13 protein-coding genes are annotated in these 14,601 nt (G+C 73.4%); 6 read left to right on the top strand and 7 right to left on the bottom strand.

Annotated elements, in window-relative coordinates; all coding sequences use genetic code 11:
• Positions 1-6: 6 nt before the first annotated feature.
• Both ACFWRO_RS04030 and ACFWRO_RS04025 read left to right on the top strand, forming a co-directional pair.
• The gene (locus ACFWRO_RS04030) at positions 7-681 is read left to right on the top strand and encodes a beta-glucanase (protein WP_384504063.1); all 675 of its coding nucleotides are present in this window, start codon (positions 7-9) and stop codon (positions 679-681) included.
• Between the two features lie 103 nt (positions 682-784).
• On the top strand, positions 785-1,984 hold the full coding sequence (locus tag ACFWRO_RS04025; protein WP_384504062.1) for a low temperature requirement protein A: 1,200 nt from the start codon (positions 785-787) through the stop codon (positions 1,982-1,984).
• 6 nt (positions 1,985-1,990) lie between these two features.
• Here the strand turns inward: ACFWRO_RS04025 and ACFWRO_RS04020 are convergent, their stop codons facing one another.
• Positions 1,991-3,439 (bottom strand): short-chain fatty acyl-CoA regulator family protein, encoded by a 1,449-nt coding sequence (locus ACFWRO_RS04020; protein ID WP_384504060.1) that lies wholly within the window; start codon positions 3,437-3,439, stop codon positions 1,991-1,993.
• A 217-nt stretch (positions 3,440-3,656) separates the two neighbouring features.
• Between ACFWRO_RS04020 and ACFWRO_RS04015 the strand changes: the two genes are divergently transcribed.
• From ACFWRO_RS04015 to ACFWRO_RS04005, 3 genes are read left to right on the top strand one after another with little or no spacing between them, the layout of a single operon-like run.
• Entirely contained in the window at positions 3,657-5,195 is a 1,539-nt protein-coding gene (locus ACFWRO_RS04015; RefSeq protein ID WP_384504059.1) for an MmgE/PrpD family protein, read from the top strand.
• 2 nt (positions 5,196-5,197) lie between these two features.
• The gene (gene prpB / locus ACFWRO_RS04010; RefSeq protein WP_384504487.1) at positions 5,198-6,103 is read left to right on the top strand and encodes a methylisocitrate lyase; all 906 of its coding nucleotides are present in this window, start codon (positions 5,198-5,200) and stop codon (positions 6,101-6,103) included.
• 20 nt (positions 6,104-6,123) lie between these two features.
• Positions 6,124-7,260 carry a bifunctional 2-methylcitrate synthase/citrate synthase gene (locus tag ACFWRO_RS04005; protein WP_384504057.1) on the top strand — a complete coding sequence of 379 codons (1,137 nt, stop codon included), beginning with the start codon at positions 6,124-6,126 and terminating at the stop codon, positions 7,258-7,260.
• A gap of 9 nt (positions 7,261-7,269) precedes the next feature.
• On the opposite strand, the gene ACFWRO_RS04000 is transcribed toward ACFWRO_RS04005, so the two are convergent.
• Both ACFWRO_RS04000 and ACFWRO_RS03995 read right to left on the bottom strand, forming a co-directional pair.
• Positions 7,270-8,226: a nitrilase-related carbon-nitrogen hydrolase gene (locus ACFWRO_RS04000; protein ID WP_384504056.1), complete on the bottom strand. Its 957-nt coding sequence runs from the start codon at positions 8,224-8,226 to the stop codon at positions 7,270-7,272.
• Between the two features lie 130 nt (positions 8,227-8,356).
• Complete coding sequence (locus tag ACFWRO_RS03995) at positions 8,357-9,301, bottom strand: nitrilase-related carbon-nitrogen hydrolase (RefSeq protein ID WP_384504054.1); 945 nt, start codon at positions 9,299-9,301, stop codon at positions 8,357-8,359.
• Between the two features lie 179 nt (positions 9,302-9,480).
• Here ACFWRO_RS03995 and ACFWRO_RS03990 point away from each other — a divergent pair, with 179 nt between their 5' ends.
• The gene (locus ACFWRO_RS03990; RefSeq protein ID WP_384504053.1) at positions 9,481-10,515 is read left to right on the top strand and encodes a LacI family DNA-binding transcriptional regulator; all 1,035 of its coding nucleotides are present in this window, start codon (positions 9,481-9,483) and stop codon (positions 10,513-10,515) included.
• A 42-nt stretch (positions 10,516-10,557) separates the two neighbouring features.
• On the opposite strand, the gene ACFWRO_RS03985 is transcribed toward ACFWRO_RS03990, so the two are convergent.
• The 4 genes from ACFWRO_RS03985 to ACFWRO_RS03970 form a co-directional block, all read right to left on the bottom strand.
• Entirely contained in the window at positions 10,558-12,408 is a 1,851-nt protein-coding gene (locus tag ACFWRO_RS03985; protein WP_384504051.1) for an alpha/beta hydrolase, read from the bottom strand.
• Positions 12,409-12,464: 56 nt separating this feature from the next.
• Positions 12,465-12,620: a hypothetical protein gene (locus tag ACFWRO_RS03980; protein WP_384504049.1), complete on the bottom strand. Its 156-nt coding sequence runs from the start codon at positions 12,618-12,620 to the stop codon at positions 12,465-12,467.
• 50 nt (positions 12,621-12,670) lie between these two features.
• Positions 12,671-13,039: a hypothetical protein gene (locus tag ACFWRO_RS03975; protein WP_384504047.1), complete on the bottom strand. Its 369-nt coding sequence runs from the start codon at positions 13,037-13,039 to the stop codon at positions 12,671-12,673.
• 66 nt (positions 13,040-13,105) lie between these two features.
• Positions 13,106-14,563 (bottom strand): amino acid permease, encoded by a 1,458-nt coding sequence (locus tag ACFWRO_RS03970; protein ID WP_384504045.1) that lies wholly within the window; start codon positions 14,561-14,563, stop codon positions 13,106-13,108.
• Positions 14,564-14,601 lie beyond the last annotated feature (38 nt).

Below are 14,601 nucleotides of genomic sequence, written 5' to 3'. Positions count from 1 at the left end.
CCCACCATGCCGCCCTCGCCCCTCGACTCCGAGCCGGTCTTCACCGCGGACTTCGACTCACGAGAGCAGTGGATCGCCGGGCGCTCGTGGGCGTATCCGGACGGCGGACCGACCAACCCGGGTGACAACAAGCTGGACCACCTGGTCGAAGACCCTGCCTACAGCCGGTCCGGGGTCTTCCGCGCGACCCGTAGGACCGACGGGCTGTGGGACTCCGGGCTGCTGACGACGGAGGGCAGTCCGCAGGGGTTCGAGGTGCGCGCCGGGGACGTCCTGGAGGCGCGGGTGCGGCTCCCCGAGGAGACCGGGGCGTGGCCGGCGATCTGGACCTGGCGGGACGGCGGTCAGGAGGTCGACGTCTTCGAGTACCACCCCGACAACCCCGACCTGCTCGAACTGTCGAACCGCGTCCGGGGCACCCACCTCTACCACCGCTCCCCCTCGGTGCGGCCAGGCGGCTGGATTCGGCTGCGGACCGAGTTCGGCGCGCGCTCGGTGGTGTGGTGGCTCGACGACGAGAAGGTGTTCGCCGACGGGAGAGGGGTCGGCGCGTCCTGGCACGCCTTTCTGATCGTCAACCTCTCGGTCTGCGCGGGCCGTTACCACCCGTCGCCGGATCCGGCGACGCGCGAGATGTCCTTCGAGGTGCGCGACCTGCGGGTGTTCCGGCCGGGGCCGTAGACCGGGACGGCCCCGGGGGCGTCCGCCCGGACGCGTGAGGCGTGCGTGGGTATTGTTCGCGCCGTGGCGGCGGGGGTCGTCGACGGGACGGCGGGAGACGCACATGGCATGGCGCAGGGACCGGGCGCGGATGGTCGCGGCCGGGGACGAACACCGGGTGACGCCTGCGGAGCTCTTCTTCGACCTGGTGTTCGTGTACGCGATCACCCAGGTGACCGCCCTGATGGCGGCCGATCCCTCGCCGACGCGGGTCGTCGGCGCGATGATCGTGCTCGCGCTGCTGTGGTGGTGCTGGTGCTGCTTCGCCTGGCTGGGCAATGTCGTACGGGCCGACTCCGGCGCGCTGTTCGCCGTGCTCGTCACCGTGATGGCGGTCGTCTTCATCGTGTCGCTCGTGGTGCCCGAGGTGTTCGCGGACGCGCCCGGCGGGCTCTCGGCGCCGCTGCTCTTCGTGCTCTGCTACGGAGCCGTGCGCGTGCTCCATCTGGTCTCGTACTGGCTCTCCAGCCCCGACGACGCGGCCCTGCGGGCCACGCTGCGGCGCACGGCGCTGCTGTCCGTGCTGCCGCCGATGGTGCTGCTGCTGATCGGCTCCGCGTACACCGGCAGGGTCCAACTCCTGCTGTGGCTGGGCGCGGTGGTCGTCGACTACGGCGGCATCTACGTGACGGGGGCCTCCGGCTGGCGGGTCAACTCCCCCGCGCACTTCTCCGAGCGGCACGGCCTGATCGTCATCATCGCGCTCGGCGAGTCGATCGTGGCGATGGGCGTGGGGGTCTCGGGCCTCCCGATCACGGTCGCCGTCCTGGGCGCGGCGGCGGCGGGGCTGCTGCTGTCGGCCGCGCTGTGGGCGCTCTACTTCTGGCGGCTCGCGGAGGGGGCCGAGCACCGGCTCGCCGCGCTGGAGGGCGACGAACGGACCCGGTTCGCCCGGGACACGTACACCTTCCTGCACCTGCCGCTGGTCGCGGGCGTCGTGCTGTGCGCGCTCGGTATGAAGAAGGTCCTGCAACAGGTCGCCGACACCGGCCACTACGACCTCGCCGAGCCGCTGCACGGGGTCGTGGCCTGGTCGCTGACCGGCGGGGTCGGGGTCTTCCTGCTCGGCGGCGCCGCGATCGTGCTGCGCTCCTCGGGCCGCCGTCCGACGGTCCTCGCCGTGGGCGGGGTCTGCGCCCTCGCCTCCGGCGCCCTCGTCGGCCTCGTCCCGGCCCTCGTCGCCCTCGTGATCCTCGCCGCCGGCCTCACCGCACTCGTCGCCCTGCACGGCCGGGGTGCCCAGGAGGCCCGGAAGGCCGGCTGAAAGGGCCTACCGGGCGGGGCGGGTGCCTTCCACCGGATACGGCACGTACGTGCGCCGGTCCGGGTCGATCGCCAGGCGGCTTCCGGCCGCGGGGCGGGCCCGCTGGGCGCAGTCGCGGCGTTCGCAGATCCGGCAGCCCAGGCCGATCGGGGTCGCCGCGCGGGGATCGTCCAGGGCGACGCCCTCGGCGTAGACGAGGCGGTGCGCGTGGCGGAGTTCGCAGCCGAGGGCGACCGCGAACTCGGCGCGCGGGGAGCGGTGGCCGAAGCCGCCTCGGGTGATGGTCCGCGCGATCCAGAAGTACCGCTTGCCGTCGGGCATTTCGGCGACCTGGGTGAGTATCCGGCCGGGCGCGGAGAACGCCTCGTACACCGTCCACAGCGGGCAGGTGCCGCCCAGGCGGGAGAAGTGGAAGTCGCTGGCGGACTGCCGTTTGGAGATGTTGCCGGCCCGGTCGACCCGCAGGAACGAGAAGGGGACACCGCGGTGGCCAGAGCGCTGCAGGGTGCTGAGGCGGTGGCAGACGGCCTCGAAGCCGACGCCGAAGCGCGCGGACAGCAACTCGACGTCGTAGCGCACCTCTTCGGCGGCCGCGAGGAAGGCCGCGTACGGCATGAGCAGGGCGCCAGCGAAGTAGTTGGCCAGGCCGATGCGTGCCAACGCGGAGGACTCCGGCGAGGTCAGGTCCGTGGCGCTGCCGGACAGCCCGTCCATCAGCGGCCGGTGCTCAAGGAGGGCGAGTTGGGTGGCGAGCTGGAAGGCGCGCTGGCCGTCGCTGAGCCAGGGCGAGAGGAACAGCAGTCCGGTCTCCGGGTCGAAGCGTCTGGCGTCGGGAGACAGTCCGGGGGCGGCCTGGACCACCTTGACGCCGTGCCGTTCGGCGAGCCGCGCGGCGAGCGGGTCGGCGGCCCGGCCGGGACGCAGTCGCAGGGCCTCGGCCGTCCGCTCGGCCGCGGTGTCGAGCGGCTCGAAGTGGTTGTGGTGGGCGTAGAAGAAGTCCCGTACCTCGTCGTGGGGTTCGCTCGGCGGCAGCAGGGCCTCACCACCGCCCGGTGAGGCGAGCGCGGCGGCCTGTTCGGCGGTGTCGCGGTAGCGGCGGTGGAGGGCCACCAGGGCGCGGGCCACCTCCGGGTGGTCGCGGGCGGCCTCGGCCACCTCCTCCGCGGCGGGCAGCGCGACCCCGCACGCCTCGTCGGCGAGCGCGGCCCGCAGGTCCGCGGCGAGTCGGTCCTCCTCGGCCTCGGAGAAGAACTCCGCGTCGACGCCGAACACCTCCGCGATCCGCAGCAGCACCGGAGCGGTCAGCGGACGCTGGTTCTGCTCGATCTGGTTGGCGTAACTGGAGGAGATGCCGAGCGCGCGGGCCATGTCCACCTGGTTCATGCCCTGCTCGCGGCGGAGCCGACGCAGTTTGGCATGCGCGTAGATCTTGCGGTCGGCCGGTCGTCCGGCCATGGCGCACCTCCTCGTCGCCGGCCGCCGGGCCGTCCTGCCCGGGGCGCGTCCGCTTGCGAACCTAGCATCCGCACCCTTCGCAGAATTCGCGGATTCACAGCATCAGGATGTACGGATTCCGCAGTGTGGCCCGGTGGTCCCGGGGGTGTCGGACGGGCAGGCTCAGTCCCAGGAACGCGTCAGCAACGACGGATCCCCCCTACCCACGAGGAGTCCCGTGATCGAGCACCACGTGCGTGTCCATCCCAGCGCCGACCGGCTCCCGCGCGAGGAGCAACTCGCCTGGAAGCTCGCCGCCGTGGCCACCGACACCGCCACCGCGACCGGTGAGCCGGACGCCGAGAGCGCGGCCATGGCCGTCAACCGGGTGATCGACAACGCGTCGGTCGCCGTCGCCTCCCTGATGCGCCGGCCGGTCGCGGTCGCCCGCGCCCAGGCCACCGCCCACGCCGCCACCGCCCACGCCGCCCCCGGCGCCTCCGTATTCGGCAGCCGCACCCGGGTGTCCCCGGAGTGGGCCGCGTGGGCGAACGGCACCGCCGTCCGCGAGCTGGACTTCCACGACACCTACCTGGCCGCCGACTACTCGCACCCCGGGGACAACATCCCGCCGCTGCTCGCGGTCGCCCAGCACACCGGGCGGGACGGCGCGGACCTGCTGCGCGGGATCATCGCCGCGTACGAGATCCACGTGGCCCTGGTCAAGGGCATCTGCCTGCACGAACACCGCGTCGACCACGTCGCCCACCTGTCCGCGGCGACCGCCTGCGGGCTCGGCGCGATGCTGCGGCTGCCGACGGAGACCGTGTATCAGGCGGTGCAGCAGGCCGTTCACACCACGACGGCGACCCGCCAGTCCCGCAAGGGCGAGATCTCCAGCTGGAAGGCGTACGCCCCCGCCTTCGCCGGGAAGGCCGCGATCGAGGCCGTCGACCGGGCGATGCGCGGCGAGACCGCGCCCTCGCCGATCTACGAGGGCGAGGACGGCTTCCTGGCCTGGATGCTCGACGGCCCCGAGGCCGACTACACCGTGTGGCTCCCGGAGCCCGGCGAGCCGCACCGCGCGATCCTCGACACGTACACCAAGGAGCACTCCGCCGAGTACCAGGCCCAGGCGGTCATCGACCTGGCACGGCGCCTGCGGGAGAAGACCGGACCGCTCGAGGACGTCCGCTCGATCGTGCTGCACACCAGCCACCACACGCATCACGTCATCGGCTCGGGTGCGAACGATCCGCAGAAGTACGACCCGGCCGCCAGCCGGGAGACGCTCGACCACTCGGTGCCGTACATCTTCGCGGTCGCCCTGGAGGACGGTACGTGGCACCACGAGCGCTCCTACGCCCCCGAGCGCGCGGGGCGCCCGGGGACGGTCGAACTGTGGCGGAAGATCGGTACGTCGGAGGATCCGGAGTGGACCCGCCGCTACCACGACCCCGACCCGTCGAGCCGAGCCTTCGGCGGGCGGGCGGTGATCACCCTGGCGGACGGCACGGTGATCGAGGACGAACTGGCCCGCGCCGACGCCCATCCGGCCGGCGCGCGCCCCTTCGACCGCCCCGCCTACGAGAACAAGTTCCGCACCCTCGCCGAGGGCCTGGTCGCAGCGGGCGACCAGGACGCCTTCCTCAGCGCGGCGGGCCGTCTCGCGGAGCTGTCCACGGTCGGTCTCGACGGGCTGTTCCCGGCCGTGGGCCCCGAGGCCCTCGCGGCGGTCACCGCGTACGACGCCCAGCTCCCGAAGGGCCTGTTCTGATGCTGCTGCACACCCGCACCACGCCCGCCGAGCGCCGCAGGTCCTTTCGCGAACAGCTCGCCTCCGGCCGCCTGTTGCGCGTCCCCGGGGCGATCAACCCGCTCTCCGCGCGCCTCGTCCAGGACACCGGCTTCGACGCGGTCTACCTCTCCGGCGCCGTACTCGCCGCCGACCTGGGCCTCCCCGACATCGGCCTGACCACCTCCACCGAGCTCGCCGCGCGCGCCCAGCAGACGACGAGGGTCACCGACCTGCCGGTCCTGATCGACGCCGACACCGGCTTCGGCGAGCCCATGAACGCCGCCCGTACCGTCCAGCTGATGGAGGACGCCGGCCTTGCCGGGCTGCACCTGGAGGACCAGGTCAACCCCAAGCGGTGCGGGCACCTCGACGGCAAGAGCGTCACCTCCCGCGAGGAGATGGTCCGCCGGATCCGCGCCGCCGTCGACGCCCGCCGCGACCCGGACTTCGTCCTCATGGCCCGCACCGACGCCCGGTCGGTGGAGGGCCTGGCCGCGGCGATCGACCGGGCCAAGGCCTATGTCGACGCCGGCGCCGACGCGATCTTCCCGGAGGCCCTCGCCGACGTCTCGGAGTACGAGGCGTTCCGCGCGGCCGTCGACGTACCGCTCCTTGCGAACCTGACCGAGTTCGGCAAGACCCCCCTCCTGGACACCCGCACGCTGGAGGGGATCGGCTACAACATCGCCCTCTACCCCGTCACCCTGCTGCGGATCGCCATGGGCGCCGTCGAGGACGGCCTGCGCACGCTCGCCGCCGAGGGCACCCAGGAGTCCCTGCTGCCCCGCATGCAGACCCGCTCGCGCCTCTACGAACTCCTCGGCTACGACGCGTACGCGGCCTTCGACTCCTCCGTCTTCGACTTCACCCTTCCCCCCGGCACCTGACCCACCGAAGGCAGGAACCCATGAGCGCCACCGCACCCGAGATCCACCGCGGCCTCGCCGGTGTCGTCGTCGACACCACCGAGATCTCCACCGTCATCCCGGAGACCAACTCCCTCACCTACCGCGGCTACCCGGTCCAGGACCTCGCCGTCCGCCGTTCCTTCGAGGAGGTCGCCCACCTCCTCTGGCACGGCGAGCTGCCCGACGCCGGCCAGCTCCGCGACTTCCAGGCCAGGGAGCGGGCCCTGCGCCCCCTGGACCGCACCACGCTGGAACTGCTGGCCAAGCTGCCCGAGACCTGCCACCCGATGGACGTGCTGCGGACCGCGGTCAGCTTCTTCGGGGCCGAGGACCCCGCCGAGGACGACGGCAGCCCCGCCGCCAACCGCGCCAAGTCCCTCACCCTCCTGGCCAAGCTCCCCACGGTGGTCGCGGCCGACCAGCGCCGCCGCCGGGGCCTGGCCCCCATTCCCCCCGACCCCTCCCTCGGCTACGCCGAGAACCTCTTCCACATGTGCTTCGGCAGCGTGCCCGACCGCGAGGTGGTCCGCTGCTTCGAGATCTCCCTGGTGCTGTACGCCGAACACAGCTTCAACGCCTCCACGTTCACCGCCCGGGTCGTCACCTCCACCCTCTCCGACCTCTACAGCGCGGTCACTGCCGCCATCGGGGCCCTCAAAGGGCCCCTGCACGGGGGCGCCAACGAGGCCGTGATGCACATGCTGAACGAGATCGGCGACCCGCGGCGCGCCAAGGAATGGCTCGACGAGGCGCTGGCGACCGAGCGGAAGATCATGGGCTTCGGCCACCGGGTCTACAAGCACGGCGACTCCCGCGTGCCGATCATGCAGGAGGCGCTCGACCGGCTCGTCGCCCGCGCCGCCGACCCCGAGGTCACCCGACTGGCCACCCTGCACGCGGCGTTGCGCCACGCCATGGTGAGCCGCAAGGGGATCCACCCCAACCTGGACTACCCCGCCGGCCTCGCCTACCACCTCATGGGCTTCGACATCCCCGCGTTCACCCCGATCTTCGTGATGAGCCGGATCACCGGCTGGACGGCCCACATCACGGAGCAGCTCGCCCACAACGCCCTGATCCGCCCGCTGGCCTCGTACGACGGTCCGAGCCAGCGGGCGGTGCCGAACAGCGCGTAGCCCCGGCGTCTAGAAGGTAGGCGTGGGGACGCGGTCGGTGAGCGCGCCGTACAGCTCGGGCCTGCGGGTGCGCATGAGGCCGAACTCGAGCCAGTCCCGGCGCTGGTCGAGGTCGAGGTCGGCGACGAGGACGGCCGGAGTGTCGCGCGGGGCCCGCAGCATGATCCGGCCGTAGGGGTCGGAGATGAAGGAGGAGCCGTAGAAGGTGGAGCGGCCCTCGGTCCCGACCCGGTTGGGGACGATCATGAACTGGGCGTTGGCGAGGCCGTTGGCGCTGATCGCCTGCTCCCACATGGGCCGGGTGTCGAAGGCGGGCAGCTCCACCTCGGAGCCGATCGCGGTGGGGTGGACGAGGATCTCCGCCCCGGCCAGGGAGTACGCGCGGGCCAGCTCGGGGAACCACTCGTCCCAGCAGGTGGGGAAGCCGAACCGGGCGCCGGCGTGCTCGACGACCGGGAACCCGCTGTCGCCGGGCCGGAAGCACAGGTCCTCGCGGTAGCCGGGGAAGGCCGGGATGTGGTTCTTACGGGTCCTGGCGATGAGCCGGCCGTCGGAGTCGACACAGACGGCGGTGTTGTAGCCGAGACCCCCGTCCTCCGCGCGCTCGTAGAGCGAAGCGTGGACGGTGATCCCGAGCCGGGTGGCCAGCTCGCCCGCGAGCTCCACGGTGGGCCCGCTCTCCACGTCCTCCAGATAGCGGTCCGCGCCGTCGGCCATCGGATCGTCCGTGTTGCAGAAGTACGGGCTACGGGTGAGCTCGGGCAGGCACACGACCTGCGCGCCCTGCGCCGCGGCCAGCTCCACGCCCTCGCGGAGCCCGGCGTCGTGCTCGCGCTCGTCCGCGTACCAGCGCATCTGGACGAGGCCGACGCGCAGCGGTTCGCGTTCGGCGGGCCGGGTGCGGCCGGGGGAACCGAGCGGGGAGCCGGAGGAGGTGAGCAGGTGGTACGAGTGGTTCGAGGTCATGGGATTCCCTTCCTGGCTGAATTTTCAGTCAGTTTCATCGATGTGAAAAGAGCCCTGCGCCGCCCGGTGGTAAGGAGGGCTCTGGGGGCGGTGCGGGACTGAGGCTGCGGTGCGGCCGGTGCCGACGCGGTCAGGGGGTCGCGGTCAGCGGGGCGTAGGCGTCGGGGCGGCGGGTGGCGAGGAACGGGAAGAGTTCCAGCCAGTCGCGGCGGGCGTCGAGGTCGAGGTCGGCGACGAGGACGGCGGGCTCGTCGCGCGGAGCCTGGGCGAGGACCCGGCCGTACGGGTCGACGATGAACGAACTGCCGTAGAAGACCAGGCCGTTCTCGGCGCCGATGCGGTTGGGAACGACCATGAAGGTGGCGTTGGCGACGGCGTTGCCGGTGATGACCTTCTGCCAGAGCGGCTGGGTGTCGAAGCCGGGGTGGCCGGGCTCGGAGCCGATGGCGGTCGGGTAGACGAGGATGTCGGCGCCGGCCAGGGAGTAGGCGCGGGCCAGCTCGGGGAACCACTGGTCCCAGCAGGTCGGCAGGCCGAAGTGCGCCTCGTCGACCTTCACCAGCGGGAACGCGTCGTCACCGGCCGGGCCCTGCCGGAACCACTGGTCCTCGTAGTAGCCCTCGGTGACCGGGATGTGCGTCTTGCGGGTCCGCTGCGCGAGCGTGCCGTCCGGGGCCACGAGGATCGCCGTGTTGTAGCCGAGGCCGTCGTCCTCGCCGCCGGGCGCGGGCGCCCGCTCGTACAGCGAGGCGTGCACGTAGACGCCGTGCTCGCGGGCGGCCTCGGCGGCGAAGGCGAAGGTCGGGCCGGTCAGGAGGTCCTCGGGCTCGGCGGGGGCCGGGTGATCGGCCTTGCGTACGACCGCGAAGTACGGCGACAGCGTCAGCTCCTGGAGGCACACCACGCGCGCGCCCTCCTCCGCCGCGAGCCGGATGCCTTCGAGGAGGGCGGCGCGGTGCTCGGCCGGGTCGCGGTGCCAGCGCTGCTGGACGGCGGCGACGCGGAGCGGGGCGCGGTCGGCGGGTCGGGTCCTGGACGGGGAGGCGGGCGGGTTGTACGCGGTGATCAGGCGCATGGCGACATTCCAGACGGGTGCGGGGGAGGCGGCACGGCACGCGGCCGCACTCGCGGGCTTGCCGGAACGTTCCGGCACTGAGGAATGTAGACCGTGCCGGAACGTTCCGGCAAGAGGGAAGGGAGACTGAGCCGGAACGTTCCGGCACGGCTGACCTCGAACGTCTAGACTTTCGACCCGTGAACGCCCGCACCGTGACCCTCCTCGACGTCGCCCGCGCCGCCGGAGTCTCCAAGAGCACCGTCTCCGACGCCCTCCAGGGCTCCGGACGCGTCGCCGAGGCCACCCGCGACCACGTCAGGGAGGTCGCCGACCGGCTCGGCTACCGCCCCAACAGCGCCGCGCGCCGGCTCCGCCGCGCCAGCACCGGGGCGGTCGGGCTCCACCTGCCCCAGACGGCGACGCGGCTCGACTACTACATGAACCTCGCCTTCGGGGCGGTCGCCCGCGCCCAGGAGGAAGGGCTGGACGTCGTCCTCCTCGCCCCGGCCACCGGCACCCACGGGCCCCTAGCCTCGCGGGTCGACGGGCTCCTCGTCATCGACCCCGAGGTCGGCGACGCGGCGGTACCCGCCCTCCTCGGCGCCGGCGTCCCCGTCGTCACCGGCGAGCGCTACCTCGGTCCGGCCCCCGCCCCGACCGGCGCCGTCGTCTGCGACAACTCCGCCTCCCTCACGGCGCTCCTCGACCACGTGCGCGACCGCGGGGCCCGGCGTCCCGCCCTCCTCGCCCCCGCCGACACCTCGGCCTGGGCCGCCGCCCTGCACGCCACCGCCGGGAACTGGGGCCGCGAGCACGGCGTCCCGGTGGAGATCCGTACGGTCTCCTTCGCCGCCACGGCCCTGGAGGCACAGGAGGCGACCCGGGTCCTGCTCGCCGAACACCCGGACGTCGACGCCGTCATCTGCGCCCCCGACGGCGCCGCCCCGGGAGTCCTCCACGCGGCGGCCGCCCTGGGGCGCACCCCGGGCCGGGACTTCCTCGTGGCCTCCTGCGTCGACAGCACCGCCACGCGCGGCGGCAACCCGCCCATCACCGCCGTCGACCTGCGCCCCGCCGCCTACGGCCGCGCCTGCGCCGAACTCCTCTGCGACATCCTCGCCCACCGCACCGCCCCCGACACCGTCCGCCGCCACGAATGGACCCTGGAAACCCGCCCGTCGACCCTGGGCCGACTGGGCCCTGCGGCACCTACAGCCAGTCCCGCCTGTTGAAGATCACGTACTGAATCCCCGAATCCCACCGGCGCGGCGGGCTCAGTACGCGGCGGCGCGACGCTGGATGTAGGCGCGCAGCCTGGTCGTGTCGGCGGCCGTCCAGCCCTCAGGAGGGGCGACCGCCGCCCAGCCGTCCACGGCGCCGGCCCCGTAGCGGTGGCCGTGCGGGGCCTGCACTCCGTACGAGACGGCCATGTCGATCGAGGTCTGCCAGAAGGCGACGAACGGGAACCAGTCGATCTCGGGCGTGATGTCCGGGCCGAGCGGGTCCGCGAGCCACGCGGGGCGCTCCAGGAGGAGGTCGGGCGACCACCAGACGACGGGGTCGGAGGCGTTCTGCAGATAGACCGCGCGCGGGAACTCCCAGCGGGCCGGGGGCCGGGCGAGGTCGGCCGCCGGGAACTGGGCGAAGCGGACCCGCGCGCCGCCCTCGTACTGCGGCCGCCACACCGGACTGCCGGGGTCCCGGTCGCGGCGGATCTCCTGGGAGGCCGGGGAGAAGTTCGGGGTGCCGAGCAGCAGAGCGCCGTCGGTGCGGGCGAGCAGGTCGTCGGGGCCGTCGAAGGATGCCTCCACCGCGTAGGCCCCGAGGCTCTCGCCGGTGACCAGGAACGTGGGCCTGCGCTCGGCGGGGAGCGCGTCGATCCGGGCGCGCACGGCCTGGACGAGCGCCCGGGTGGCCTGCCCGGCCTTCTCCTTGTCGACGAGGAAGGAGACCCAGCTCGGCAGGTACGAGTACTGGACGGCGACGATCGCGGTGTCACCGCCGTACATGAACTCCAGCGGCTCGGCCACGTTCGGGTTGACCCAGCCCGTGCCGGTGGTGCCCGCGACGACGAGCACCTGGCGGTCGAAGGCGCCGGTGCGCTCCAGTTCGCGGACGGCGAGCCGGGCCTGCGCGGCGAAGGGGCGCTCGTCCGTGAAGGCGGCGGGCAGCGCCGAGGGTATGTAGACCCGGACCGGGTCCATCGCCGGGCCGCCGCTCACGGCGGTGACGCGGGCGCGGGTGGGGACGGAACCGGTGAAGTTGCGGCCCTGGTAGCCGAGGTCCTGCCAGGCGATGAGGGAGCCCGGGCCACCGGAGACGTACCGCGAGACGGGCCGGTGGATGCCCTCCTTCGTACCGCCGTTGGTCGCCTCGGCGATCCGGTCGGCGATGTCGACGATCCCCCGGTCGAAGACCACGTCCCGGACGCCGACGAGGACGGCGAGGGTGGAGAGCAGCGCCCCGACGGCGAAGGCGACCGGCTTGGGCAGGAGCCGGCCGAGCAGCCGGATGAGCCTGGCGGAGGCGAGCCGTACGGCCCGGGCGACGAGGAGGAGGGCGAGCAGGAGCGCGATCGCCATCAGCGCGATCATCGGTGTGTGCCAGGTCAGGCCGGGTGGTAAGCCCTGCAGGTCCCGGAGCTGACGCTGCATCCGGGCGCTCTCGGAGATCAGCCGGCCGGAGAGCACGGGGGCGATCAGCCAGTACGCCTGCCAGCACCGGGCCCGTACGCGCTCGCTAGGCAGCCGGGGCGAGAGCGCCCGCACCAGCCAGGCGGCCGAGGAGCCGAGCGCGTACCCGATGGCGGCCGTGATGCCGCCGACGACGCCCTGGAGGTACCAGGGGCGCGGGACGAGCGAGGGGGTGAGGGAGGCCCAGAAGAAGAGCGTGGCGGCGCAGAGCGCGGTCAGGTCGGGCCAGCGGCGGATCAGGTACGAGGGGTCGGGACGGTCCCAGTAGGGCCGGCGGGCGAGGGTCAGGAGCCGCTCGCGGAGCGGCCGGTGGCGGGCGGCGAGCGTCTTGAGCCGGTCGACGAGCGCCTGGCGGCGGTCGGCGAGAGCCTTGCGGCGGTCGGTGGGGCCGGCGGACCGATCGGTGGTGGGATGCCGGTCGGTCGAGGTCATCGGCTCAGCCTCGTCCACCGTGCACCCGTTCCGCAACCGGCCCGCCGACGGGTCCCTTACGGGGTGGGACGTTCCTCCCGTCCCGGGCCGCCGGGGGCGGGTTCGGGCTTACGGGCCGGTGACCGTTCCGGTTCGGCGGGCGCACCGCGTTCGTTGCGGGCGGCCTCGGCACGCAGCAGGGCGCGCAGGACGGCGAAGGGGTCGACGGGCATGGCGGAGCTCCTTGCGGTGGGGGGTGAGGTGCGCGAGAGGTACGGGCCTCTCAGCAGCGCATCACCACACACCGCCGGACATCGCCGGGCGGACGGGGTACGGATACGGATACGGATCCCGGGGCGGTGGACGGGTCCCCGGGCGGGGTCCCGCGCGGGTCCCTGGGGCGGACGCCACGGCGTCGGGAGCGGAGCCGCCCGGGAGCCGAGGCCGCCGCCTCGGTGAGCTCGTGCGTCTCGCTGCCGGGGTCGGACGGCTGGCTCGACGACAGGTGCCTGACCTCCGGGCAGGCCGGTCCCGCTCCGCCGGCGCCCACCCCGAACAGGGCGGCGAGGACCAGTGCGAGGACGAGCACGGCACGCCGGGCCCCGCCCGCCGGAGCGGTGGGCGCGGGGCGGTCGGTCGTGCCGGGGCTCATGGAGATGCGTACTGCCCCGGGGCGGGCCCGAAGCGCCGGGACGGGCGGCGGATCCGCCCGGGCGGCCTACGCCGACCCGCCCGAATTCACGCGCTCGGCCGCGCCGTCGGCCACGCGCGAGGAGGCGACGTCCGGGTCCGACCGGACCCCTTCCGGCACCCCCTCAGCCGCCTCCGCCCTGCGCACCTTGCGCGCCGACATCCACGCGTACACGAGCACGCCCGCGAAGAGGAACAGGACGCCCTGGTACACGGCCGCGTAACCGGAGCCCGCCACCAGCCACATGGAGAAGCCGAAAGCGGCGGCGGCCAGGACGCCGTCGCGGGCGAGGCGGGCGCGGTCGACGCGCTCGGAGCGGCCGGAGAGCAGGAAGTAGATCTGCGCGGCGGTGGAGAGCAGGTACGGGACGGTGGCGGTGAAGGTGGTGACGAGGACCAGGATCTCGAAGACGCCCTCGGTGCCGACCGTGTAGTTGTAGACCGTCAGGAGCGAGGCCAGGACGACGGTCACGAGGACGCCGACCGTCGGGACGCCGCGCCGCTTGCGGGCGAAGACCTGCGGGAAGAGCCCGTCGCGGGCGGCGGCGTACGGGGTCTGGGCGCTGAGCAGCGTCCAGCCGTTGAGCGCGCCGAGCATGGAGACCAGGGCCATGCAGGCGATGGCGGTGCCGCCCCAGGAGCCGCCGAACATGACGTTCACGGCGTCCGAGAAGGGGGCGGTGGAGTCGACGAGCCGGTCGTGGGCGACCGTGCCGAAGACGGCGACCGTGCCGAGGAGGTAGATCGTGGCGGCGCCCAGGGTGCCGAGGACGGTCGCGCGGCCGACGTTGCGCCGGGGGTCGCGGACCTCGCCGGCGCTGACGGCGGCAGACTCGACGCCCAGGTAGCTGAAGAGCAGGATCGCGGCGGAGGCGGAGACCGCGCCGAGCGCGCTGTCACCGCCCGCCTGGAAGGGCCCGAGGTTGGCGCTGTCGAAGAAGAAGAGCCCGCCGACGGCGACCAGGAGCAGCGGGACGAACTTGAGGACGGTCGCGACCAGCTGCACCGCCCCGACGTAGCGGGTGCCCGCGAGGTTGGCGAGCGCCGGGAGCCACTGGAGGGTCAGCGCGGCGGCGATGGTGGCGGCCTTCGACTCGTGGACCGGGATGAGGACGTCCAGGTAGCCGACGGCGGCCACGGCGAGCGCCGCGTTGGAGACCCAGGCCGTGATCCAGTACGACCAGGCGGCGAGGAAGCCGGCGAAGTCGCCGAAGGCGGCGCGGGCGTAGATGTACGGGCCGCCGGTCTGCGGGTGGCGGTGGGCGAGCCGGCCGAAGACCAGGGCGAGGGCGATCGCGCCGAGGGTGAGGATGCCGAAGGCGAGGAGGCTGATCGTGCCGAACGGGGCGACGGAGGCGGGGAGCAGGAAGATCCCGCCGCCGATGATGTTGCCCATGACCAGGGCGGTGGCGATCGGGAGTCCGAACCGCCGGGCGTGCCTGGTGTCTTCTGCGGACGCGGACTGTTCGGGTGTGGCCGTGCTCATGGGGGGTGGTGCGCCTCTCGTCGTGCAAACCCGAACAT

Origin of the sequence: Streptomyces sp. NPDC058579 (assembly GCF_042718575.1) — a bacterium.
GTDB lineage: Bacteria > Actinomycetota > Actinomycetes > Streptomycetales > Streptomycetaceae > Streptomyces.
This window is presented reverse-complemented; position numbering and strand designations above follow the sequence as displayed.

Coding starts and splice junctions, on each gene's coding strand:
- ACFWRO_RS04030 (WP_384504063.1), top strand. CDS start 7: ATGCCGCCCTCGCCCCTCGACTCCGAGCCGGTCTTCACCGCGGACTTC.
- ACFWRO_RS04025 (WP_384504062.1), top strand. CDS start 785: ATGGCATGGCGCAGGGACCGGGCGCGGATGGTCGCGGCCGGGGACGAA.
- ACFWRO_RS04020 (WP_384504060.1), bottom strand. CDS start 3,439: ATGGCCGGACGACCGGCCGACCGCAAGATCTACGCGCATGCCAAACTG.
- ACFWRO_RS04005 (WP_384504057.1), top strand. CDS start 6,124: ATGAGCGCCACCGCACCCGAGATCCACCGCGGCCTCGCCGGTGTCGTC.
- ACFWRO_RS04000 (WP_384504056.1), bottom strand. CDS start 8,226: ATGACCTCGAACCACTCGTACCACCTGCTCACCTCCTCCGGCTCCCCG.
- ACFWRO_RS03995 (WP_384504054.1), bottom strand. CDS start 9,301: ATGCGCCTGATCACCGCGTACAACCCGCCCGCCTCCCCGTCCAGGACC.
- ACFWRO_RS03985 (WP_384504051.1), bottom strand. CDS start 12,408: ATGACCTCGACCGACCGGCATCCCACCACCGATCGGTCCGCCGGCCCC.
- ACFWRO_RS03980 (WP_384504049.1), bottom strand. CDS start 12,620: ATGCCCGTCGACCCCTTCGCCGTCCTGCGCGCCCTGCTGCGTGCCGAG.
- ACFWRO_RS03975 (WP_384504047.1), bottom strand. CDS start 13,039: ATGAGCCCCGGCACGACCGACCGCCCCGCGCCCACCGCTCCGGCGGGC.
- ACFWRO_RS03970 (WP_384504045.1), bottom strand. CDS start 14,563: ATGAGCACGGCCACACCCGAACAGTCCGCGTCCGCAGAAGACACCAGG.